Below are 20,458 nucleotides of genomic sequence, written 5' to 3'. Positions count from 1 at the left end.
TCATCGGCAACCGCGTCCGCGGCGCCCTGGGGAGCGGCGAAGCTGTTTGTCGTGGTGGTCATGACCGGATCAACGAGCGTTGGAGCCCAGGGCGGCGTTCATGAGCCAATGCGCTGGAAGCCGGGGGCGAGGCCGCGCCTTCGGGGCCGGGTGCGGCGCTTGATACGCGAGGCCGGCATCGCCCCCGGCCCGGCGGCCGCCGGTTCGGACTCGACGGGCAGGCCCAGGCGCCGACGGGCTGTGATCGTCGCAGTCCTCACTGCGGCCAGCGCTCCCCCACCCCCGGGGCGATCTGGGCGGGTGCAGCGGCCAGGGTGTCGATCGCGATCAAGGCGTCGCCGGCGGAAATTCCGTGGCATACGACATCAGTAGCTGTCGTAGCTGGGCTTGCCGTTCGGCCGGTAGACGCCGACGACGGTGCCGCCCTTCGTCGTCGAGACGCTGACCGGCTCCAGCGCCGTAGGGATCGCGCCGTCGGCGAACAGCCGCTTGCCGGTGCCGATGATCACCGGGTGGATGGTCAGCCGGTACTCGTCGACGAGGTCGTGCCGCATGAGGGTCTGGGCGAGGTCGCCGCTGCCGACCACGTTGATGTCGCCGCCGTCGGACGCCTTCAGGTTACGTACGGCATCGACGGTGTCGCCCTCCAGCAGCGTGGAGTTCTGCCACTGGACGGACGTCAGGGTCCGAGACGCAACATATTTGTGCATGCTGTTCATCCGCTCGGTGAACGGGTTGTCAGGATCGGCGGTCGGCCAGTACGACGCGAAGATCTCGTACGTCTTGCGACCCAGCAGCATCGCGTCGGAGCGCTCATACCAACCGGCAACGGCCGCGCCGACCTCGTCGTCGTCCACCGGCTTCTGCCAGCCGCCGTGCTTGAAACCGCTCTCCGCGTCCTCGTCCGGACCGCCCGGCGCCTGCATGACGCCGTCGAGCGTCAGAAACGTGCAAACGATGATCTTGCGCATGGTGCGCTCCCTTCGTTGACCGGTAGACCACACAACCGCCCAAAACTCATCGGCGCCACTTCCACGGCACAGCCCTACGGTGTCTCACCGCGATGGCGGATCCGACATTCATCCGACCTCGGGCATTTGCACGGCTTTATCCAGCCTGACGTAGCACGGGAGCGGCGGCCGGCATCGGCCGTCCGGCGCGGGGTCGTACTACCTGACCGCCGACGGCGCAGTCACAGCGAAGCCGTACGTGCTCCTTCGGAAGGCGTTGGACCGGACCGAGAAGGTCGCCGTCGCCAAATTCGTTCTCCGCGGCCGGGAGCGCCTCGGTCTCCTCCGCCCCCTTGGTGACGCGCTGCTGCTGTCCGGGCTGCACTGGGGCAACGAGATCTGCTCCCCCGCCGAGCTCTCCCCGCCCGAGGCCAAGCCGATGGTCTCGAGAGCCGTCGCGGTCACAACTGACAGCGTACGGCTCGGCGTGGCGATCTGGTCGTATTGCCAAGATCAGAGCACCTCGGCATCCACTCCGTTCAGAAATGCATCGAGGGCCTGGTGGAAGGCTTTCTCGTCTTCGGCGATCTCCTTGCTGAACTTCAGCAGGTCTTGGTCTGGTACGGGTTTTCCGGAGGCGCCTGCGACCTTGTAGGCAATTTCGCGCCAACCTTTCTCGACGTCGGTGAAGAGCGTCCGGCTCTTCTCTGTGCCCACGAGGCGGGAAGTCATGCCCGCTCGGGTCAGCCTGTCGATGGCGGGGGTGAACCGCTCCTCAACCTCGCGGCGTTTTTCCCCCTTGTCCGCTCCTTCATTGACGAGCGGCACAAGACGGATGATGGCGGCCTCGAAGGAGTGAGCCTTTTTCAACCTGGCGGCAAGGTTGGGTGGTCGTGGCACCCTGTCCGATCAGAAGGTCGATCGGAGAAATTTCTCGTAGAAGGCGTGCTTGCTCTGATCGACCTCCAGAATCTCGAGGAGTTCGCGCGCCTCCTGACTGCCCCACGGATTATTGAGGAACTCCCGGTAAACCAGGGTGAGGCCACCCCGCAACACCCGGAAGGTGCGCGCATACAGGCTGGAGGAGTCAGGATCCTCGTCCCCACCCTCTCCCGCGGCCAGTTGCAGCATCAGCCACAGGACGTCCGAGGCCTGTCGGGGTGTCAATCCGTCGGCGAGCATGCCCAGCGCCACCGCGGCCACGGCCGGCGCCGGGTCTCTCAGGAACGGGCCCTCAAACGCGTGCTTGTCCATGGCCGCCAGCGCGGCCGGGGCGCAGGTGAGGACATCCTCCATCAGCCCGTCAAGCAGGTGGGAGGCGGGCAGGCCGCAGCCGCACCGGATCGCTGCCCAGTCGCGTCGACGGATCTCCGCCCGCGCAATACTCAGCATGTCGCCCATTCGTGCGTTCCCTTGTGCTGAGCCCGTTCTCACCTGATGGTTCTGACCCCGTGCTGGAAGGATCTACGGAACGAAGAACCTGCTGGTCAGCTACTCGCCGAAGAAGCTCGGGTTCTTCTAGGGGCACGAAAAGAGGCGCCTGACCTGGGATTTTTCCCTTCAGGCGCCTCTCACTCACCACGCACATCTGGAGGGCGCGTTTGCGCCGAAACTACCAGTTCATCCCACCGGTATCCCGTTCCTGACCAGCTCTTCCGGACCAGTCACGGACCAAACCCCGGCTCATTCCCCAGGCGACTCGCCCCGGCTGACGCGGTCCCACTCCTCCATGGGCTGCTCGACGAGGCGGTTGGCCTGCTCCCGGACGCCATATAGGAACTTGGCGTAGTGACGGAACAGGACCTCGATGCTCTGGCCCGAGCTGCGAAGGAGCAGACAAGGGTGCATATTGAAAATAACAGTACTCGAACCGCACGGCCTTCAGCTTGTTGATCAAGCGCTCGACGGTGTTCCGCTCCTTTCAGAGCTCAGCATCGTGGCCGACCGGCCGGTCGCGGTTATGCGGACGCGCGCATCCATCGCGGAACTTCCATGCTGACTATTGAGCACATACCGCTGACTACGGTCGATGTCGTCACTCCTGTGGTGGTGCGTGCGTTTCAGGCGCCGCAGAGAAGAGGAGTGGCACATGGCCACGCTCGAGTACTGGATCCAGCTGGAGAACCGGCCCTGGGACGCGTCGCCGAACGGCAGGGACCGGATGACCGGCCAGACGATCGAGGCGATCACCGGGAAAGCACCGGTTACGTCTCGCTCACCTCGCCAGGTACCGGGGTCACCACGACGCGGACCATGCACAACCCCCTGCGGGACCCCCAGTCCCCTCTCAAGGTCATGGACGCTCTCATCCTGCGCCGCTACAAACCGCCGACGCGGGGGACGACAGCGAAGCGTGGACCGTCCCGGACGACCGCAAAGTGAACCCGTGGGACCTCAACGAGCCCGACCCGACGGACGCCGGGACCATGGGCACTATTCCCGGCCCGGTCATCGAGTGCGAAGTCGGCGACACCGTGCTCGTGCACTTCCGCAATATGGACATGCGAGCCATGGACCCGCAGTCGCCGAACCGGGTACACAGCCTGCATCCGCACGGGTTCGTGTTCGAGCGGGCCCAGGACGGCGCGTACCCGCTGTCACCTCCGGACCAGGACCAGCCGGTGCCAGCCGCCGAGGCGGCCGCCTGGGCGGGGGTTCTGGATCCCCGCGGAATCCTGAAGCAGGGTGACCGGGTGCCGCCGGGCGGAACCTTCACCTACCGGTGGGAGACCTTCGGCTGGCCCACGACGGCAGGTGTCTGGCTCTACCACGACCACTCCATCTGCGACATGGAAAACGTCGGGCTCGGAGCGATCGGGATCATCGTGATCCACAACCCTGCGGACGACCGGAACGAGGTGGACATCCGGCTCCCCAACGACCCGACCTCAGCCGATCCCGCCCTGCTGCCGGGAGGGTCGCCGAACGGCAGTCCGATCACCGATGACTGCATTCCACTGGGGGGCCTGCCCATTCTGCCCCACCACCTCGCGGGCCTCGGCGCTCCGCCACCCCCCGGGATGCCCGGGAACGGCGGTGGGCCGACTCCCGTGGCCGAGCACGCCAAGCATGCCGCGGGGCCAAAGGCCGCGAGCCGCGGCTGGAACGGGTCACCACCGTCGGAGGCCTACGCCTTGAGCTCGACGAGGACCTGAGGACGGCCATCGGCGTGTGGTGTCCGACCTACCATCAGCCGCCTTCCAAGGCCCTGTACCTGCAGCTGTTCCACATGCTCGCCGGCGTGGACCGGATAACGATCAACGGCCGCGTATTCCTCGGCAACACACCGACGTTGATCGCGGGGCTCGACACCCGGATGCGGTTCGGTGTGGTCGGTATGGGCGATGACATCCACACCTTCCACATCCACGGCCACCGCTGGACCATCCCCGGTCCCGACGGAGCCGATCCGGAGACGATCCAGGCCAGCCCCCAGGTGAGAGCCGTCTCCCAGTTCGAGGACACCCGCGTGTTCGGACCAGCCGACTCGATGGCCTTCACCATCGACGGTGCGCCAGGAAGCTTCACGCGCGCCGGCGGCCCCGAAGCGGACCAGTCGATCGGCGAATGGCACATGCACTGCCATGTGCTGATGCACATGATGAACGGAATGATGGGGTCGCTCATGATCATCCGAGGCGGGGAGCTCGTGGAGGGCCTGCCCGAGGGCGTCCCCTGCGAGATGGGCGGTGGCCATACGGGCGACCACCCTGACGAAGCACAGACCCACGAGGTGGTGATGCAGCACAGTCAGTACGTGCCGCCCAGCATGTCGGTCCACGTCGGGGACCAGGTCCGGTTCGTGAATCAGGACAACAACGCTCACACCGTCGACTGGGACACGGCGGGAGTGCTGCCGAATTCACCGAACATCAACGGGCCCGGCGGCCGACTTCCGGCGTCCGTCCGCGCCGAAGCCGATCATGACCGGGAGACCGCAGCAGAGCTGACCCAACTCCGCGACACCGACTTCCCGTTCGGGATGCCGCACGCGCGTGACCTGTTGAGGATCAAGCTCCCCGACACCCTCGTCGACCGGCTCGACGACCTCGCCCAGCAGTTCGGTGCGGCGCAGTACGGACGCTGGGACCTGCTCTACCCCCTCGCGCCCAACGGGGTGGCGTTCGAGATCGAGCACGCCGTACTGCTCCACACGTCGAAGGTGATGTTCCTCGCGGACGGCCCCAACACGCTTCTATGGAACCCCTCCGATGAGACGACGCCGAAGTTCGATATGCTGTCGGACTCGGAAACGGGACTGACAGTGAGCCTCCTATGCGGCGGGCACTCGTTCCTGTCGGACGGGAAGCTGCTCATGGTCGGCGGAGGCGGTTTCTCCCCTGGCGCTGCGACCTCGAACCAGGCCTGGAAGTTCGACCCGGACAGCAAGAAGTGGACCCAGACCGCCGGCCTGATGAGCACCCGACGGTGGTACCCGACCGCCGTAACCCTCGGGACCGAGGAGGGGCCGGCCGGGCACTCGGGCCAAGTGCTCATCGCCAGCGGCCAGGACGAGGAGGGGGCTGCCGCGATGGAGCTGTACTCCGAGGTCACGGACAGCTTCACCCCGGTGACCGTCACCGGGCCGGTGACGAAGGACTTCCAGCAGCTCTATCCCGGCCTGAACTTGCTGCCTGGCGGTGAAGTGAGCTACGTGCCAACAGGATTCGGCAACTGCGGCAGCGGGAGCGTCTACGGCCTCAGTGACACCGCGGCCTACTTCACCTTCACCGGCGCGGCGACCGGCCAGTGGACCGAGGTCGGACCGCCGACGAACCGGACCAAGGGAATGAGCGGTCTGCTGCTGCGCCGGAACCCGCCGTTCGTCCGAGTGATCGCCGTCGGTGGCGGCGCTCCCGGGACCAGCTCGACCGTACAGACGCTGAACCTGTCGACGTTTTCCCCGGCCTGGGACCCGCCCTCCTCGATTCCGGACGGTGAGGCGCGCGTCAACGTCGCCACCGTACTGCTTCCCGACGGCACGGTGTTCGTGGCCGGCGGCACCCAGACCACGACTCCCGCGTCGTGGATCTACGACCCCGACACCGCGGTGACGCCGTGGCGGCAGATGGACGAGCTCAACGCGCCTCGCCACTACCACTCGTGCCTACTTCTCCTGCCGAACGGCAAGGTCATGGCAGCGGGCGGCGCGAGCGCGGGCGGCTGCACGTCGAGCGTGGAGAACACCATCGAGGTGTTCAGCCCGCCGTACCTGTTCAACCCGGACGGCACCCTGGCCACGCGACCGGCCATCGTCTCGATCGACGGAAAGCCCCTGGGGGACCCTGCGATCGGCCCCACCGGGCACTATGGCGTGCACCACGGCCACAACTTCGTCATCGGCACCCCGCAGGCCGACGAGGTCGCGAAGGTCGTCCTCGTCCGCCCCATGGCGGTGACCCACCAGACCGACACCGAGCAGCGGGTGCTGGAGTGCGATTTCGTGCGGACCGGAGACCAGGAGGTGACCGCGACCGCGCCTGACGGTGGGCACTCGCACGCCATCGCGCCGCGCGGGTACTACATGCTCTTCGTGCTGAACGGCAGCGGAACGCCGTCCATGGGAAGGTTCGTCCACCTCCACTAGCCGGACGTGGGGCACCCCCGCCCGTGTGGGCGGGGGTGCCCGGTTTGCAGTCCTCGGTCAGCAGTCGTAGTGGAAGTCGGAGATGTTCCGGGTGGTCGGCTCGGTGACGCCCCCGGCTGCGGAGGAGGGCGCGGTCAGCCTCCCGGTCATGACGGACCTGGTCGATGAGGACGGAAGCTGCGGCAAGTCGGCGGCAGCACGGGCGGCAGGCCCGGGGGCGGGGTGGCAGGAGGAATGGTCACCGTCGGCCTGATCGACGGGTTCGTCAAGGCGGCGACCGGTCACGCCGACTGGGGGCGGTCGGTGGCGACAGCGGTGATCGACGGGCACCTGGTCACCGTCACCGGAGTCGACGGCAAAGCCGTGCTGGTGTGGGACCTGACTGGGTACCGGTATCAGAGACAGGTCGCACCCCGGCCGGGGGCAACAAGCAGGGGGCGCTGATCGTCGCTGTCGTCGGCGACTGCCTGGTCGTCATCACCGGCACTGGGACGGGCAGGTTCAGATGTGGGACATGGCCGCGTGCACAGAAGTCACAAAGCGTGTGCCACTGACCGGCCACACCGGTCCGGTGTGGGCCCTCGCCACGACCGTGGTCGACGACCGTCCCTCGTCGTCACCGGCGGTGACGACCGGACGTACGAGTGTGGGACATGTCCGCACGCCGTCAGGTGGCTCGGATCTGGTGTTCCCTTCGAAGGTGACCGCCGTGACCATCGGACTGGCACCCAGCTGCGCGTAAGCCCGCCAGGACTGCCGCGCAGTTGCTCGGACAGCCGGACGGATATCACGGGCCTGACCTTTGATGGGGTTGACAGCCTACGGTCACAGACCGGAGGTGCCAGTTTTGGAGCGGGTGACCGTCGGTCTCTGTGGGCTGATCTCGGCTCTGACGGCAACACGCGACGATTACTGCGCAACCAGAGACCGCGGGGAGAAGCGCGTCCGCCGGTTCGCCGACGCGGAACGGCCGAGTCTGTAGTAGTCGAGCATGTCGTCGGCCGGCCAGTACGACGGGGCACGTGCGGCGGAAACGGGCCTCCGGCGCCAGCCTTGACTCGGCGACCGCCGCGCGGTCCAAACGAGCCAGGCGGTTCCACGAGCGTTTCCGGCGCCTTGTCAGCCATTCCCCGGGATATCGGGGAATTCCACGAAAGCCTCGCCCATTCGGCTTGATTTCTTGACCGCCAGGCGAGGCATGAACGGGGCGCCTCCACCGCCGAGCCTCCGCACCGCCCATCCTGGCCAACACCGGATACGTGTCCGGTAAGCCTCCCGCGTCCGAACGGAGTTTCCGTTGAGCTACCTTCAGTTCCCGCGCCTACACTTCTCAGGAGGGTTCCTCTTCGACCCTTCCACCGTCAACAACGACCCGGAGCACTTCAACAACGACACGTTCCAACCTCGTTTTCACAGACGCTCCCGGTTCACAGAAGACGGCTGGTGGAATCCACGAGGAAGTGCCTCGTTCCGCCTGCGCGACTGCAAGGTGACCAGCGTCGTGGGGGCGGATGGCCGCCTGGTGACGTCCGGTGCGATCGAGCCCGTCGTCGACGGCTCCCTGATGGACGACGGCGATCGCGTCAGCGCAAAGATCCAGGACCTGGACCCGGTGCAGCAGGCCGTTTCCCAGATCTGGGGCCTGCGGCTTCGACTGTTCGACAACGAGCAACGGCAGGTGCTGTGCGGGGATTTCCGCCGCGCCTCGTTCGTCGACCTGTGGCCGCGCTGCCGCCAGACCACAGGTCTGGGCAGGTACTCCGCCGTCTACCAGTCCGTCATCAAGCTCAGCCCTGACCAGACGGACACGGGGTCGTCGCCGTTCCTGAAGGAACTGGTGGAGAGCACGGCCGATGACGAGTTGTCCATCAAGTTCATGCTCGACGGCTACGAAGCCGATTGGGACTCGCCGCGGTTCGGCACGGGCCGCATCGTGGGCTCCATCGGTCCGACCGCGTCTGGAGAGCCCCGGCACTTCACCGCGGCGCGCCGACTGCGCAGCCCGACCGCGGTAGGACCCTTCATGGACGCGCCGTGCCGCATCGACGGACAGGACCGGCTGCACATCGATCTGGGCAACAGCGTTCCCACCAGTGCCCCCGGCGGCCCTCCCCTCGACAGCATCGGCCTCCTTCAGGTGGTGGCCCTGCCGAAGGACGGCGGCAAGCCGGATGTGCTGGCTCAGCTCGGCCCCCTCGACGAGAGGTTCCTCACCGAGCGCGCGGGCATCGCCACCATCCACCTCGAGGAGGGCAAGGCGGCGTTCTCGGACCGTCGGCTCGCCCTATGGACTCTCGACGGCACCGTGCTGCTGGAGGAGAACAGCGACGCCAGTTTCGCCCGCGCCGACGACGTCGTCTTCCACGTCTACCCGCCGGTGCAGGCGGGGGAGGGCCCGACCACCACCGTCCACGCCACCCGATTCGGTGAGCCGGCCGCCAACGTCAAGATCGTTTTCGACAACGCCGCCATGGAAGGCGCCAAGCGGCATTCCGACGACAACTCCCTGGTCGCACCGCCGATCCCGATGGGCAAACCAGGCGGGCTCCAGCCGATCCAGCCGGTAACCACCGATCAGCACGGGCAGGCCACGGTCCGACTGGCGGCGACCGACCCGGGCAACCCGCGCGGTTACATCGACGGACAGGTCTACAGCGTCGATTACGGCCCGGAGTACTCGAGCGGCAATGGGACCGTGATGTACACGGAAGACCAGCTCAACGTGCTGGTCTGGGACGAGTACAAGGAGCCGGCCGACATCGCCTGGATCCCCGACGTCAAGCCGATCCTCCAGCAGTACGCCAACCTGTACCCGGTGATGCGGAACGTACTCGACCTGGCGAACTACCACGACGTCGTCAAGCACAAGGACCGCCTGGAGCACGTCCTCACCGAGCCCATGGATTCACCGAGCCACATGCCGGTCACCCGCGACCTGTCGCCGGGCAAGAGGGACGCGATCGTGAGGTGGCTGCGCCAGGAGCGGCCCCCCTTCCTGGCGCTCCGGAACGTCGATGACCTGCGCCACGCACTCCAGCTCGCCCTCGAGCTCGAGCACTCCACCATTCCGCCGTACCTGTACGCGCTGTTCTCCCTCAAGTCCGGCAGTAACCGTGAGGTGGCCGAGATCATCCGGGGTGTCGTGAGGCAGGAGATGCTGCACATGACCCTGGTGGCCAACATCCTGACCGCGTTGGGCGGGGAGCCCCGGATCGGTCGGCCGGGATTCGTGCCGACGTACCCGAACCACTTGCCCGCCGGGGTACTGCCCGACCTCGTCGTCTCGCTGCGCCGGTGCTCGGTCCAGCAGATCCGCGACGTGTTCATGGGGATCGAGAGGCCCGAGCAGCCTCTCACCAAGGCGAGGGCGCCTTATCCAGAGCCAGTCGTCCCCGAGCGGATCGAGCTCAACGAGCTGGGCGAGGTCACGTCCTACTACTACGAGCTGCCCCAGAACAACACCGTCAAGATGGCCCAGGCCATTTCGGCGCAGGATCTGGACACCCATCTGTTCTCCCCGCTGAGGACCTTCTTCCAGGAGGCGGAGTTCGAGGAGTTCACCATCGGATGGCTCTACACGCAGGTGGCCAGAAGGATCGACGAGCTGGGGGACGGCATCTTCACGGGGAAGGACAGGCCCCAGGTGCTGAACTGGCCCGGCGAGGCGCCGGGGAACCTCCACAGGGTGTACGACGTGGCCACCGCCCAGTCCGCGATCTACGAGATCATCCATCAGGGCGAAGGCACCATCGGCAACCCCGAGTATCAGGGGCAGCCCTCCCACTACTACCGGTTCCAGCAGGTCGTCAAGGGCAGACGCCTGGTCCAGAAGGACGGCGCATGGGTGTTCGAGGGCGAGGAGATCCCCTTCGACCCGGACGGCGTGTACCCGGTGATGGACGACCCCGATACGTCCGCGATTCCGCAGGAGTCCCCCGGCCGGCTCGCGTCCGAGCTGTGCGACCGGACGTACGGTGATCTCCTCGGGGCCCTGGACCGGGTCTTCAACGGGCACCCCGAGCACCTACAGGAGGCGGTCTCGCTGATGTACTCCGTCGAACTCCGCGCCAAGGAGCTGTTCCAGCACCCGTCCACTCCCGGCGCCGATACCGTCCTGGGACCGAGCTTCCAGGTCTGACGCGACGCCAGGCGGCCACCACCTCCATGACCACCACTCACGCATGTGTGTCCACGGCCTGGCCGGAGCATTGCCCGGCCGGGCCCGGCCTCCTGGTGCGGCGTCCGGGCCGCAGGCCGGTGTCCCTCCGGCGCCGCCGCCGACAGCAGCCGCGCAGACCACCGGCCAGGTACCTTGCGCCGGTCCCGCTGCGGGTAGTGCGCCGCGCGCAGGCCGGAGACGAATCCTCACGTGCCTTTGTCCTGGGGCGAGGAAAACTGCGGGCCCGCCGTCCCGGCAACGGGCTCCCGGTGGGGGCCGGGCACGCACTACCCGAGGCCCGCCAGCCGCAGGAGCAGCGGCTTCACATCGGTGGCCTCGACCTGACCGCAAACGGCCCCGGAAGCTGAGCACACGATGACCGGCCCGTCATCGGGGTCCTCGGGCAGGCGGCCGTGACTGCCGCGGACGGGCGACGGGTCGAGTGGTACGACTGCCATGCGGTAGCGCATGCCGAGTTTTTTGCGGGCGAGCACCCACATCGCCCTGGCTCTCACCCAGGGATCGAGGGGGTCCAAGAACAGCTCGGCGGGGTCGTAGCCGGGCTTGCGGTGGATCTCCACCGTCCGGGCGAAGTCCGGGGCGGCCGCGTCGTCCAGCCAGTAGTAATACGTGAACCAGGCGCCGGGCTCGGCCACGGCGACCAGGTCACCCGAGCGCGGGTGGTCCAGGCCGTGGTCCTTCTTGCCCCCGTCGTCGAGGAGCCGTTCCACGCCGTCGAGGGCCAGGAGCACCCCGCGGGCAGCCTCCAAGTCCTCCGGACGGCGCACATAGACGTGCGCTACCTGGTGGTCGGCCACCGCAAAGGCGCGTGAGGCCGCGGGGTCGAGATACTCCATGCCCTCCTGGGTGTGCACCTCGAGCAGTCCGGCGCGGCGCAGGGCCCGGTTGATGTCGACCGGGCGGCTCACACGGGTGATGCCGTACTCGGACAGGACGACGACGGTGCGGCCCTCGGCCTCGGCGTCGTCAACGAGCGGGGTGATCACGGAGTCGAGTTCGGCGGCGGCCCGCTGGGAGCGCGGGTCGTCGGGGCCATACCGTTGCAGGTCATAGTCGAGGTGCGGCAGGTAGGACAGAACGAGGTCCGGAGCGCTGGAGCGCATGATGTGGCGGGTGGCCTCGGCGATCCAGCGACTCGAGTCGATGCCCGCGCCCGGTCCCCAGAAGCGGAACAGGGGGAAGGTGCCGAGTGCCCGGGTGAGCTCGTCGTGGAGCCGGGGCGGGCGGGTGTAGCAGTCGGGCTCCTTGCGGCCGTCGGCGCGGTAGACGGGGCGGGGGGTGACGGCGATGTCGGTCTCTGCGCCCATCGCGTACCACCAGCAGACGTTGGCGACGGTGTAGCCGGGGTGTGCGCGCCGGGCCGCGTCCCACAGTTTGTCGCCGCGGACCAGTCCGTTGTGCTGACGCCACAGGAGCACCTCGCCGAGTTCACGGAAGTACCAGCCGTTGCCCACGGCGCCGTGTTCCGCTGGGAGCGTGCCGGTGAGGAAGGTGGACTGTGCAGCACAGGTCACGGCGGGCAGCACCGTTCCCAGGTGTGCCCATGAACCGGACCGGGCCAGCGTTGCGAGGCGGGGCATGCAGTCGAGTAGGCGCGGGGTCAGGGCCGCGACGTCGAGGACGAGGAGGGGCCGTGGCGGGCGGTGGCTTGTCATGGCAGCTCCTTGAGGCCTAGATCGACAAGGAGGTCGCGGGCGAAGGCCAGTTCGGCGGCGATGCCGTCGGCGAGCTGGCCGGGGCCGCCGGGGCGCAGCTCCGAAGGGAGGTCCTGCCAGGTGTAGGTCTCGACCTCGAGGTGGCGGCTCAGCGGCGTCGGGCCGCCGATGAGGTGTTCCAGGGTGTCCCGGAGTACGTCGGTGGTGGAGGTGAGCGGAGGGGAGGGCGGCGTGTGCAGGGGAACATGGAAGTGCGCGCGCCACGGAGACTCGTCCGGCAGGACGCCGCCGGCCAGCGCCTCCACGAGGTCGTCGGTGCCGAGCAGGCCGCCGGCGGTCCGGGTGCGGGTCTGGTGCAGGAAGCGGGGCTCGGCGAATGCCGCGAGGGCCTCGCGTACTTCGGGCAGACAGGGGTGCTCGGCGTGCAGCGCGGCGGAGAGCTGGACCTTGGGCACGGGGATCCGGGCGGCCTGGAGAGCGTTGAGCGCGGTGCGTGGGTCCTCGAAGCAGGTGGCGAGGTGGCATGTGTCCAGGCAGACACCGATGCGGTCGCCGGGGACGGTGGTGAGCTGCGCGATGGCTTCGGCAGTGGTCTCGATCACGCAGCCGGGCTCCGGCTCCAGGCCCACGCGGACGCGGCGGCCGGTCTCCGCCTCGAGGGTGGCGAGCCGTTCCGCGAGCGCGGCCAGAGCAGCACGGGCGGCCCGCGCCCGGACCGCGTCGAAGGGGGTGCGCCAGGCGACGGGGAGAGTCGAGATGGTGCCCTCTGCTGCGTCGTCCGGCATCAGTGTGGTGAGGAGCCTGGCCAGGTCGGCGGTGTGGGCCAGACGCCTGGGGTCGGTCCAGTCGGGCTGGTAGACGCGGTACTTGACCTCGGCGGCGCCGAATCCTTCATAGGGGAAGCCGTTGAGGGTGACGACCTCGAGGCCGCGCCGGTCGAGTTCGGAGCGCAGCCGACGCAGGGCGGCGGGGTGCGCGGTCAGGGTGCGGACTGCGTCTCTGGAGAGCCACAGGCCGATGCCAAGCCGATCCCGCCTGAGCAGCCGTCGCACCGGCTCGCAGTGGTCGCGGAGTTGGGCGAGCACCCCGTCGAGAGTCTCGGCCGGGTGGACGTTCGTGCAGTAAGCGAGGTGGACGACGTCGCCGTTGGGGTGGCGGAAACGCACGAGGGCCTACTCCTCGCCGCGCAGGATGGAGTTGCCCTCGTAGGGGGTGTCCGGTCTGCCGCGGTCGAGACCCAGCCGTCCGCTCATTCCGTAGAATGCCACGGGGTTGCGCCACAGCACCTGGTCGACCTCGTCCTCGCCGAACCCGGCTCTCAGCATGGCATCGCCGACCTTGCGGGTCGTGAGGGGGTCGCTCCTACCCCAGTCTGCGGCGGAGTTGACCACGACGCGTTCGGTCCCGAAGTCCTTGAGGGCGGCGACCATGCGGTCCACGTCCATCTTGGTGTCCGGGTAGACGGAGAAGCCGAGCCAAGCTCCGCTGTCCTTGGCCTCCTTGGCTGTGGTCTCGTTGAGGTGGTCGAGCAGCACCCGCTCCGGAGGGAGGGCCGACTCGCGCACGACGTCGATGGTGCGACGTAGGCCGTTGAGCTTGTCCCGGTGCGGGGTGTGGACGAGGGCGGGAAGCCCGTGGTCGTGGGCGAGCTGGAGCTGGGCTGCGAACGCGGTGTCCTCGGCGGGGGTCTGGGAGTCGTAACCGATCTCGCCGACAGCGACGACGTGGTCTTTGACGAGGTAGTGCGACAGTTCGTCGATGACGGGCACACACCGCGGGTCGTTGGCCTCCTTGGGGTTGAGGGCGATCGCGCAGTGGTGGGTGATGCCGTACTGGGCGGCTCGGTGGGGCTCCCAGCCGAGCAGTGAGTCGAAGTAGTCCAGGAAACTGGCGGGCGAGGTGCGTGGCTGACCCAGCCAGAACGAGGGCTCGACGACGGCCCGCACGCCCGCCGCGCGCATGGCCTCGTAGTCGTCGGTGGTGCGGGAGGTCATATGGATATGCGGGTCGAAGATGCGCATCAGGGCTCCTCCGCCTCTGCGGCCAGGGCTTGGACGAGGTACAGGTCGACGGGTACGGGGCGGCCGGCGGCTGTGCTTTCGCCGGTGTGGTCGGCAAGCATGCGGGCGAGTTCGGCGTCGCCGCGGGCCCGCCTGGCCAGGCCGGCGACCGCGGCCACGGAGACCCCGGTGCACAGGCACTTGAGGACCGCGTGCCGCCAGGCGTGCGGGGCGAGGTGTTCGGCGGCGTACGGGCCGACTGCAGCGGCGATCAGGCGGGGGTCGCTGGTTCGCAACGCATCCTCCACGAGCGGCAGCCCTTCCGCGGGGGCGAGCTCCAAACCGGGCAGGGCGAGCAGCACGGCGCGGCGTTCGTCGGCGGTGCCCCGGCGGTAGAGCCGCGCCGCGGTGGCGGCGCTGGCGCCTGCGGTGTGCAGCAGCAGGACGCGCGCCGTGTCGGCGGCGTCGGAACCACAGCGGCGGCCGGCCTCGGCGAAGCGCAACTCCCAGGCCGGCAGGCTCCGCCGGTGTCCGGCCGGGGCTGCGGGTGCGGCCGCCTCGGCAAGGGCCGCGTCGAGCCAGGCCCGGGCGGCGGGCGGCAGCCGCTCGTCGAGGGCTGTGGACGGCTCGTCCGCTGCCGCTCTCGTGATTGCCGGTGGGGTGGTCACCATGTGCCTCCATTCCGTAGGAAGCGCAGGGAGCGCTCGGCGAGGTCCGGGCCCCTGTGCGAGTGCCGTGGCAGTTCGACGACGGTCAAGCCCCGATAGCCCACAGCGCTCAGGGCATCGAGAACGGGCGGGAAGTCGATCTCGCCTTCGCCAAAGGGCAGATGCTCGTGGACCGCGCGGCGCATGTCCTCGATTTGAACATGTCGCAGCCAGGGTGCGGCGGCCCGCACGCAGTCGGCGGGCGGCTCTGGCTCGAGGCACTGGCAGTGCCCGATGTCCAGTGTGAGGCCAAGGACATCCGGGTCGCCGAGATCCGCGCGCAGGCGGTGGAAGTCGGCGAGGGTGCCGAGGAGGTGGCCGGGCTCGGGCTCGACGGCAAGGGGCAGCTCTTCGCGTTCCGCCGCAGCGAGTACCGGTTCGAGCGCTTGGCCAAGCCGCTTCCACGAGGTGCCGTCATCCGCTCCGTCCGGCACGGTGCCGCTGAAGCAGTGCACGGCGTGCGCCCCGAGTTCGGCGGCGATGTGCACGGCGGTCACCAGCAGCCGGGCCCTGGTGGCGCGCGCTTCGGGGTCGGGGTCGATCAGAGAGGGTCCGTGCTTGCGCCGAGGGTCGAGGATGTAGCGTGCGCCGGTCTCGACGGTCACGCCGAGGCCGAGCCGAGCGAGGCGCCGCGCCACCTGCCGGGCGCGGGCGAGCGCATCGGGGGCTGCCGGGTCGAGGTGCATGTGGTCGAGGGTCAGCCCAACCCCGTCGTAGCCCAGGTCGGCGAGGAGTGCAAGGGCGTCGTCGAGCCTGAGGTCGGTCAGGCCGTTGGTGCCGTAGCCGAGTCGCAGGCTCATGTCGGACTGACCCTCCGTGAGAGCCTCCGCGCGGCCGGTGCCAGGGTGATGATGGCCGCCGCGGCACCGACCGAGCCGTCCCGTGCCGCCAGTGCAGCTTGCAGCGGGATCATCGCCCGGATCCCGCCACCGACGGCCCGCCGAGTGAGGGCGGGCGAGGGATCGAGCACTGCACGGATCAACGGCCCCGCGAACCCGGCCGCGAACCCGGCCGCGAACCCGGCCGCGAGCCCGGCGTGGGTGAGGCCTTCGGGGGAACGGCTCCGACGACGCCCGAGCCCGCGCCGACGGCTCGTCACGATCCCCACCACTGCTGTCGTGCCGAGCGCGGCGAGGGGGGCGGTCCGCGAGCCGCCCAGCGCCTCGTGGCGGGAGACCATCGTGACGGCGAAGGTGTGCGCTCCCAGGGCGGCCGCCGGACCCAGCGCAGCCCGCGTTCCTGAGCGGGACGTGGCCACGGCGCCCAGGAGCAGGTCCAGACAACGGGCCGCCGTCATGACTGCCGGGCCGGCCTTGGTCCGCTTCAGGCCCAGGTCATACGCCCACGCCGTGGCCGCGAGGACCGCCGCGGTCCGCGCGGCTTCGCGGCCCGCCTGGCGAGCCAGCGCCAGGCCAGCCGCTGTCAGGCCAGCCGAGGCCGCGAGCGCGGTGCCCGGCCTGATCCGACCGGAGGGGATCGGGCGGTGCGGCCGGCAGGTCGCGTCCTCGTTCTGGTCCGCCCAGTCGTTGAGGGCCATCCCTGCCGCGTACAGGCACAGTGAGGCGCCCATCGCGAACCCGGTACTGCGGGTCGGCCGCTCCCCGGTGGCCGCCGCCCCGGCAAGCGCATCACCCGGAACCGTGACCAGGGCGGAGACTCTCAGGAGTTCTGCCCAGGCACGCAGTCGGGACGCAGGCCGCGCGGCGGTTCCCCGACCGTCGGCCGGCATCACCGTGGCTCCCGCAGTCGCTCGGCGAAGCCCAGCAGGGCCGTGTATTGATCGGCCAGCGCCGAGGAGCCTCCGTCGGGGTCCTTGAAGTAAAAGCCCAGCTCCGGGAGCGGGCCCGTGATCCCCGCCTGGTGGGCGCGGGCAAGCAGCCGCGCCAGATCGAGGACCAGGGGTGCGGCCAGCGCCGAGTCACAGCCCTGCCAGGTCGTCTGCAGGAACATCCGCGCACCGAGGAAGCCGTCAAAGGCGATGTGGTCCCAGGCAGTCTTCCAGTCCCCCAGCACCGGCACATCATCGATGTGCACCTTCCCTTCGGGCAGCGAACCGAGGGTGTCGTGCAGCGTCCGGTTCTTGCCGGCATTCTTGGCGGCGGCAGCTCCGGGGTCCGCCAACGCGGCGCCGTCCCCTCCGCCGAGCAGGTTCGTTCCGGACCAGGCGCGCACGTCCAGGGCGCGCTGCCGGAACATGGGCGCGAGCACGGCCCGGAGCAGGGTCTGCCCGGTCTTGCCGTCCCGGCCCGCGTGGGGCACCGTCGCGTCGCGAGCCGCCGCACGCAGCGCCGTGTGACGAAGGCCCGGGGACGGCGTGAAGTTGACATAAGGGCAGCCGGCGCGCAGCGCGGCCGCCGCGTACAGCGAACTGGGGGGCAGACGGGCCTCGCCCGCGGCGGGCGCGGGCTCCGTGGTCGCGACGTTGACCACGACCGTGCGAGCCGCACCGCATCGGCTCGCGAAGCCGGCGATGTCGGACGCGAAGCCCGCGATCAGTTCCTCGTCGCCTCGGGGGTCTGCGGGCAACGGCCCGCCGGTCCGTATCTCCGCGTCAGCGGCGTCAAGTTCGGCGTGCACCGCTGACGGCAGCCCATGTGGCAGCACTCCCGCAGCGGCCAGCGACTCCGCCTTCTTGGGCAGCGGGTAACCCGCCGTGTCGTGCCCTCCGAAGACGAACGAGGACAGGGCGGGCAGCCCGCTCCCCACGAACGGCGGGGTCTCGGTAACCATACCGGTCGGCGGCAGCAGCCCGGCGGTAACGGCGGCGCACCCCGCAACCGCCGTAACGGCGACGGAGCCCCGCGCCCCGACGAACCACACTCCAGTCCGGGATCCGTCCTCGGGCTCGGACCCGTTGGCGTGAAGGGACACAGGCTGCCTCCCAAAGGCACCGACTCTCGACGGTCTGTAACCCGGATATTACGGGATAAGATCCCATTACACCTCTATTTGATATTCATGCCCCTCTTGCGAGGATTCACGGGCCGCGACTGCGCGAACCTGTCGTCGAGTCGCACCAGCACCTGAAGACCTCCGGTCGCAGGTGGCAACGCGTACGCGACCAAGGCCGACCTGAAGCGCATCGAAACGTGACGGGCTGCCGGCGTCGCGGAAGCTCAAAAGGCCACCACAGCAGGTCAATCGGCAATAATGCTCATGGATGAGTCCGCCCGGGCCGATCGCGCCTGCGTACGTCCAACTGGAGGATCCAGTCCGGCTCGCCGGGCCTACTTGTCGCTTCGCCGCAGACGAGCGGGCAGGTTCCGGAGACTCAGGGCGGCTTACGGCCGCATGCCTCGCACGCCTGCCACACCCGCAGTGGGACGCCGGTCGCGGCGAGCACCGCCATGATCTGCGGGTAGGCCGGATGGCCCAACAACTTCGGGACTGCGGCTCGAACGGAACCGGCCCGGGGAGCTCCAGCAGCGCCTTGCGGATGGTCCGGATCCCTTCGGCGCCCCGGTGAAACTCTTCCAGCTGCGCGGAAAGCTCCACGATCCACCGCTTGGGCAGCACGACGAAGCCGCGCATGCCGTCACACTGCGCTTGACGATGGCCAGGACCAGGGCGAGGGCGGCGAGTGCGTACTCGACGAGGCTGCCGGTGTAGCCGCCGTCCGCCCAGACCAGCACCGGCCGGTGGTGCGCGGCCGCCACCTGGGCGAGCAGAACCTGCCCGGCGGCGCGGTCGCCGATGTCCGCCGAGGTGACTATCACCCCCAGCAGCAGGCCGAGGGTGTCGACCACAGCGTGCCGCTTGCGGCCGTTGACCAGCTTGCCGCCGTCGATCACACCCGCGGTCGGCTCCGGCTCCCGCCCCGCCTGCTCGCGGACCTTGCTGCGGAGCCGGTCGTGGAACTCCTTGACCATGCCGTGGTCTCGCCAACGGCGGAAGAACGCGTAAACCCAGTCCCACGGCGGGAAATCGGCCGGCATCACCCGCCACTTCGTTCCGTTGTCGACCAGGTAGCGGCCCGCGTCCAGCATCGCGCGGTGGCAGTACGCCTCCGGCTGCCCGCCCCGCCCCCCGCAGCCGGCCCGGCACCGGCACCGGCAACAGCGGCCGCACCATCGCCCACTCCGCATCGGACATGTCCGTCGGGTAGCGGCGCGCACGGACCCCGTGGTCGGCGGCGTTCCCGAACCGGTGAGCCAGGCAGTCACACGCGAGAGTGGCAGAAGTGGACTCCGCCCACGCGATGCCGTAGCACTGCGTCAACAGGGGCTCCTGGAATGCTCGTTGGCGTAGAAACCCTTGAGCTACCAAGAGGCCCTGCTTTCATGCGCGGCGGCCACCGCACTCACCCGATCGAGACTCCCCCGCTGGGAGAACGACCAGCCTCGCTGAGCACTCAGGTCAGCCAGGCTCGGCAGACAGCAACACGGCGGTCCCCATCCCCGTCCTCAGTGTCGGCAGTAGGGCCGCGGCTCGCGCCGCAGCCTCGTCCAGCATCGGGCCTCAGTGCAGGGCGCCTTCGAAGAAGGACCCATCCGGGTCCTTCGCCTTGATCACGATGTGGTCGACGGCAGAGGACCCGGCACTGCAGACCGGCGTGAGTCGACCGCCCGACGCCGTGGCTGTCCGAGGACGGGGAGGCAATCCCCGCCGGACCTCGTCGGCACCCGTCAACGGGTCAGTGGTCTCCGTGACGTAGCCGAGCTGCGCTCCGTCACCCAGCGGGTTGAACGTCATGTTCGCCATGTATGAGCTTGCGGCGTCCATGAACGGGCCGCGCCGACACCGACAGGGCCGCCGACGACGGCTGACCCCAGACGGCCGGCATCCCGTTCAGGCCGCCTCCGCAACGTGGTGGCGGCCTGAACGGGCGTCACGTCGAGCGGTGCGGACCGGCCGGGGTGCCCGCACGCCGTCCGGGGCCGAGGCGGCTCACTGTGACGGGCCGCGATCGCCGCCGGCACTTGGACCCGGCGGCGGATCGGTCTCGTTCACGATCCGTAGCATCTCCGACGATGGCCGGTGCTGCTCCGTGACGATCTGCGGGCAACGCCGGCAGAGCGAGGGCCCTTCCTGGTGGAACCAGCGGCACTGGGCACGGATCGGACACCTCGGCAGCTCGCTGACCACCTCGTCCAGCAGCACGGCGCTGCGGGAGGCGATCTGACATGCCGATTTCTTGAAGTGGGCGCAGCCCGACGTCCGGCAGGGTGCCGCGACGCGGAAGACCTCGCCGGATGACGCGGGCCGGGCGAGTTCGGTGATCTCAAGGGTGACGGGCATCGCGTGCGCGGTCGGGGTGACCCGCGGTGCGCCGGGCGTGCCCGCCACGACTCCGATCAGGACCGCCCCGGCCGCATCGGCCGGCGCGCTGGGGCAGAGCAGTTCCGCGCCGTCGTCGGCCTGGTCCTGCGGCATCGCGGG

18 protein-coding genes and 1 pseudogene are annotated in these 20,458 nt (G+C 69.2%); 5 read left to right on the top strand and 14 right to left on the bottom strand.

The window, feature by feature from the left end:
* Positions 1 to 365: 365 nt before the first annotated feature.
* The gene (locus GGE06_RS10075) at positions 366 to 971 is read right to left on the bottom strand and encodes a dihydrofolate reductase family protein (RefSeq protein WP_184930577.1); all 606 of its coding nucleotides are present in this window, start codon (positions 969 to 971) and stop codon (positions 366 to 368) included.
* 199 nt (positions 972 to 1,170) lie between these two features.
* Between GGE06_RS10075 and GGE06_RS43680 the strand changes: the two are divergent.
* Positions 1,171 to 1,356, top strand: a pseudogene (locus GGE06_RS43680) (Ku protein); the annotation flags it as partial.
* A gap of 107 nt (positions 1,357 to 1,463) precedes the next feature.
* Here the strand turns inward: GGE06_RS43680 and GGE06_RS43675 are convergent.
* The 3 genes from GGE06_RS43675 to GGE06_RS10060 all read right to left on the bottom strand — a co-directional run bounded on the left by GGE06_RS43675 (position 1,464) and on the right by GGE06_RS10060 (position 2,798).
* Positions 1,464 to 1,850 carry a hypothetical protein gene (locus GGE06_RS43675; protein ID WP_312883080.1) on the bottom strand — a complete coding sequence of 129 codons (387 nt, stop codon included), beginning with the start codon at positions 1,848 to 1,850 and terminating at the stop codon, positions 1,464 to 1,466.
* 9 nt (positions 1,851 to 1,859) lie between these two features.
* Entirely contained in the window at positions 1,860 to 2,351 is a 492-nt protein-coding gene (locus tag GGE06_RS10065; RefSeq protein ID WP_116156848.1) for a hypothetical protein, read from the bottom strand.
* A gap of 282 nt (positions 2,352 to 2,633) precedes the next feature.
* Positions 2,634 to 2,798 (bottom strand): integrase, encoded by a 165-nt coding sequence (locus GGE06_RS10060; protein ID WP_116156849.1) that lies wholly within the window; start codon positions 2,796 to 2,798, stop codon positions 2,634 to 2,636.
* A 530-nt stretch (positions 2,799 to 3,328) separates the two neighbouring features.
* Here GGE06_RS10060 and GGE06_RS10055 point away from each other — a divergent pair.
* From GGE06_RS10055 to GGE06_RS43670, 4 genes are all read left to right on the top strand, one after another.
* Positions 3,329 to 4,105: a cupredoxin domain-containing protein gene (locus GGE06_RS10055; RefSeq protein WP_184930576.1), complete on the top strand. Its 777-nt coding sequence runs from the start codon at positions 3,329 to 3,331 to the stop codon at positions 4,103 to 4,105.
* Between the two features lie 14 nt (positions 4,106 to 4,119).
* The gene (locus GGE06_RS10050) at positions 4,120 to 6,537 is read left to right on the top strand and encodes a galactose oxidase-like domain-containing protein (RefSeq protein WP_376773520.1); all 2,418 of its coding nucleotides are present in this window, start codon (positions 4,120 to 4,122) and stop codon (positions 6,535 to 6,537) included.
* A 234-nt stretch (positions 6,538 to 6,771) separates the two neighbouring features.
* A complete protein-coding gene (locus GGE06_RS10045; protein ID WP_184930574.1) occupies positions 6,772 to 6,981 on the top strand; it encodes a hypothetical protein in 210 nt (69 codons plus the stop codon).
* 1,057 nt (positions 6,982 to 8,038) lie between these two features.
* Positions 8,039 to 10,675, top strand: coding sequence for a ferritin-like domain-containing protein (locus GGE06_RS43670; protein ID WP_184930573.1), 2,637 nt, complete (start codon positions 8,039 to 8,041; stop codon positions 10,673 to 10,675).
* 308 nt (positions 10,676 to 10,983) lie between these two features.
* Here the strand turns inward: GGE06_RS43670 and GGE06_RS10035 are convergent, their stop codons facing one another.
* The 10 genes from GGE06_RS10035 to GGE06_RS09990 all read right to left on the bottom strand — a co-directional run bounded on the left by GGE06_RS10035 (position 10,984) and on the right by GGE06_RS09990 (position 20,452).
* Positions 10,984 to 12,372 (bottom strand): alkaline phosphatase family protein, encoded by a 1,389-nt coding sequence (locus tag GGE06_RS10035; RefSeq protein WP_116156856.1) that lies wholly within the window; start codon positions 12,370 to 12,372, stop codon positions 10,984 to 10,986.
* The gene (gene eboE, locus GGE06_RS10030; RefSeq protein WP_184930572.1) at positions 12,369 to 13,538 is read right to left on the bottom strand and encodes a metabolite traffic protein EboE; all 1,170 of its coding nucleotides are present in this window, start codon (positions 13,536 to 13,538) and stop codon (positions 12,369 to 12,371) included. Before eboE ends, GGE06_RS10035 begins: the two co-directional genes overlap by 4 nt.
* Positions 13,539 to 13,544: 6 nt before the next feature.
* A complete protein-coding gene (locus tag GGE06_RS10025) occupies positions 13,545 to 14,393 on the bottom strand; it encodes a TatD family hydrolase (RefSeq protein ID WP_184930571.1) in 849 nt (282 codons plus the stop codon).
* Positions 14,393 to 15,043 carry an EboA domain-containing protein gene (locus GGE06_RS10020; RefSeq protein WP_184930570.1) on the bottom strand — a complete coding sequence of 217 codons (651 nt, stop codon included), beginning with the start codon at positions 15,041 to 15,043 and terminating at the stop codon, positions 14,393 to 14,395. The genes GGE06_RS10025 and GGE06_RS10020 overlap by 1 nt, the downstream gene beginning before the upstream one ends.
* Positions 15,037 to 15,879, bottom strand: coding sequence for a sugar phosphate isomerase/epimerase family protein (locus GGE06_RS10015; RefSeq protein WP_116156860.1), 843 nt, complete (start codon positions 15,877 to 15,879; stop codon positions 15,037 to 15,039). The genes GGE06_RS10020 and GGE06_RS10015 overlap by 7 nt, the downstream gene beginning before the upstream one ends.
* Entirely contained in the window at positions 15,876 to 16,808 is a 933-nt protein-coding gene (locus GGE06_RS10010) for an SCO3242 family prenyltransferase (RefSeq protein WP_184930639.1), read from the bottom strand. Before GGE06_RS10010 ends, GGE06_RS10015 begins: the two co-directional genes overlap by 4 nt.
* Positions 16,808 to 17,950 (bottom strand): inositol-3-phosphate synthase, encoded by a 1,143-nt coding sequence (locus GGE06_RS10005; RefSeq protein WP_184930569.1) that lies wholly within the window; start codon positions 17,948 to 17,950, stop codon positions 16,808 to 16,810. Before GGE06_RS10005 ends, GGE06_RS10010 begins: the two co-directional genes overlap by 1 nt.
* A 410-nt stretch (positions 17,951 to 18,360) precedes the next feature.
* A complete protein-coding gene (locus tag GGE06_RS10000; protein WP_184930568.1) occupies positions 18,361 to 19,065 on the bottom strand; it encodes a transposase in 705 nt (234 codons plus the stop codon).
* Between the two features lie 472 nt (positions 19,066 to 19,537).
* Positions 19,538 to 19,771 (bottom strand): hypothetical protein, encoded by a 234-nt coding sequence (locus GGE06_RS09995; RefSeq protein ID WP_147321022.1) that lies wholly within the window; start codon positions 19,769 to 19,771, stop codon positions 19,538 to 19,540.
* 195 nt (positions 19,772 to 19,966) lie between these two features.
* A complete protein-coding gene (locus GGE06_RS09990) occupies positions 19,967 to 20,452 on the bottom strand; it encodes a hypothetical protein (RefSeq protein WP_116156863.1) in 486 nt (161 codons plus the stop codon).
* Between the last annotated feature and the right edge of the window lie 6 nt (positions 20,453 to 20,458).

Origin of the sequence: Streptomyces nymphaeiformis (assembly GCF_014203895.1) — a bacterium.
Classification (GTDB): domain Bacteria; phylum Actinomycetota; class Actinomycetes; order Streptomycetales; family Streptomycetaceae; genus Streptomyces; species Streptomyces nymphaeiformis.
The sequence above is the reverse complement of the archived record's forward strand: the minus strand, read 5'-3'. Positions and strand labels throughout refer to the sequence as shown.

Coding starts and splice junctions, on each gene's coding strand:
- GGE06_RS10035 (WP_116156856.1), bottom strand. CDS start 12,372: ATGACAAGCCACCGCCCGCCACGGCCCCTCCTCGTCCTCGACGTCGCG.
- GGE06_RS09995 (WP_147321022.1), bottom strand. CDS start 19,771: ATGACGTTCAACCCGCTGGGTGACGGAGCGCAGCTCGGCTACGTCACG.
- GGE06_RS10000 (WP_184930568.1), bottom strand. CDS start 19,065: ATGCTGGACGCGGGCCGCTACCTGGTCGACAACGGAACGAAGTGGCGG.
- GGE06_RS10075 (WP_184930577.1), bottom strand. CDS start 971: ATGCGCAAGATCATCGTTTGCACGTTTCTGACGCTCGACGGCGTCATG.
- GGE06_RS10060 (WP_116156849.1), bottom strand. CDS start 2,798: ATGCACCCTTGTCTGCTCCTTCGCAGCTCGGGCCAGAGCATCGAGGTC.
- GGE06_RS10020 (WP_184930570.1), bottom strand. CDS start 15,043: ATGGTGACCACCCCACCGGCAATCACGAGAGCGGCAGCGGACGAGCCG.
- GGE06_RS10015 (WP_116156860.1), bottom strand. CDS start 15,879: ATGAGCCTGCGACTCGGCTACGGCACCAACGGCCTGACCGACCTCAGG.
- GGE06_RS10010 (WP_184930639.1), bottom strand. CDS start 16,808: ATGCCGGCCGACGGTCGGGGAACCGCCGCGCGGCCTGCGTCCCGACTG.
- GGE06_RS10025 (WP_184930571.1), bottom strand. CDS start 14,393: ATGCGCATCTTCGACCCGCATATCCATATGACCTCCCGCACCACCGAC.
- GGE06_RS10065 (WP_116156848.1), bottom strand. CDS start 2,351: ATGGGCGACATGCTGAGTATTGCGCGGGCGGAGATCCGTCGACGCGAC.
- GGE06_RS09990 (WP_116156863.1), bottom strand. CDS start 20,452: ATGCCGCAGGACCAGGCCGACGACGGCGCGGAACTGCTCTGCCCCAGC.
- GGE06_RS10045 (WP_184930574.1), top strand. CDS start 6,772: ATGGTCACCGTCGGCCTGATCGACGGGTTCGTCAAGGCGGCGACCGGT.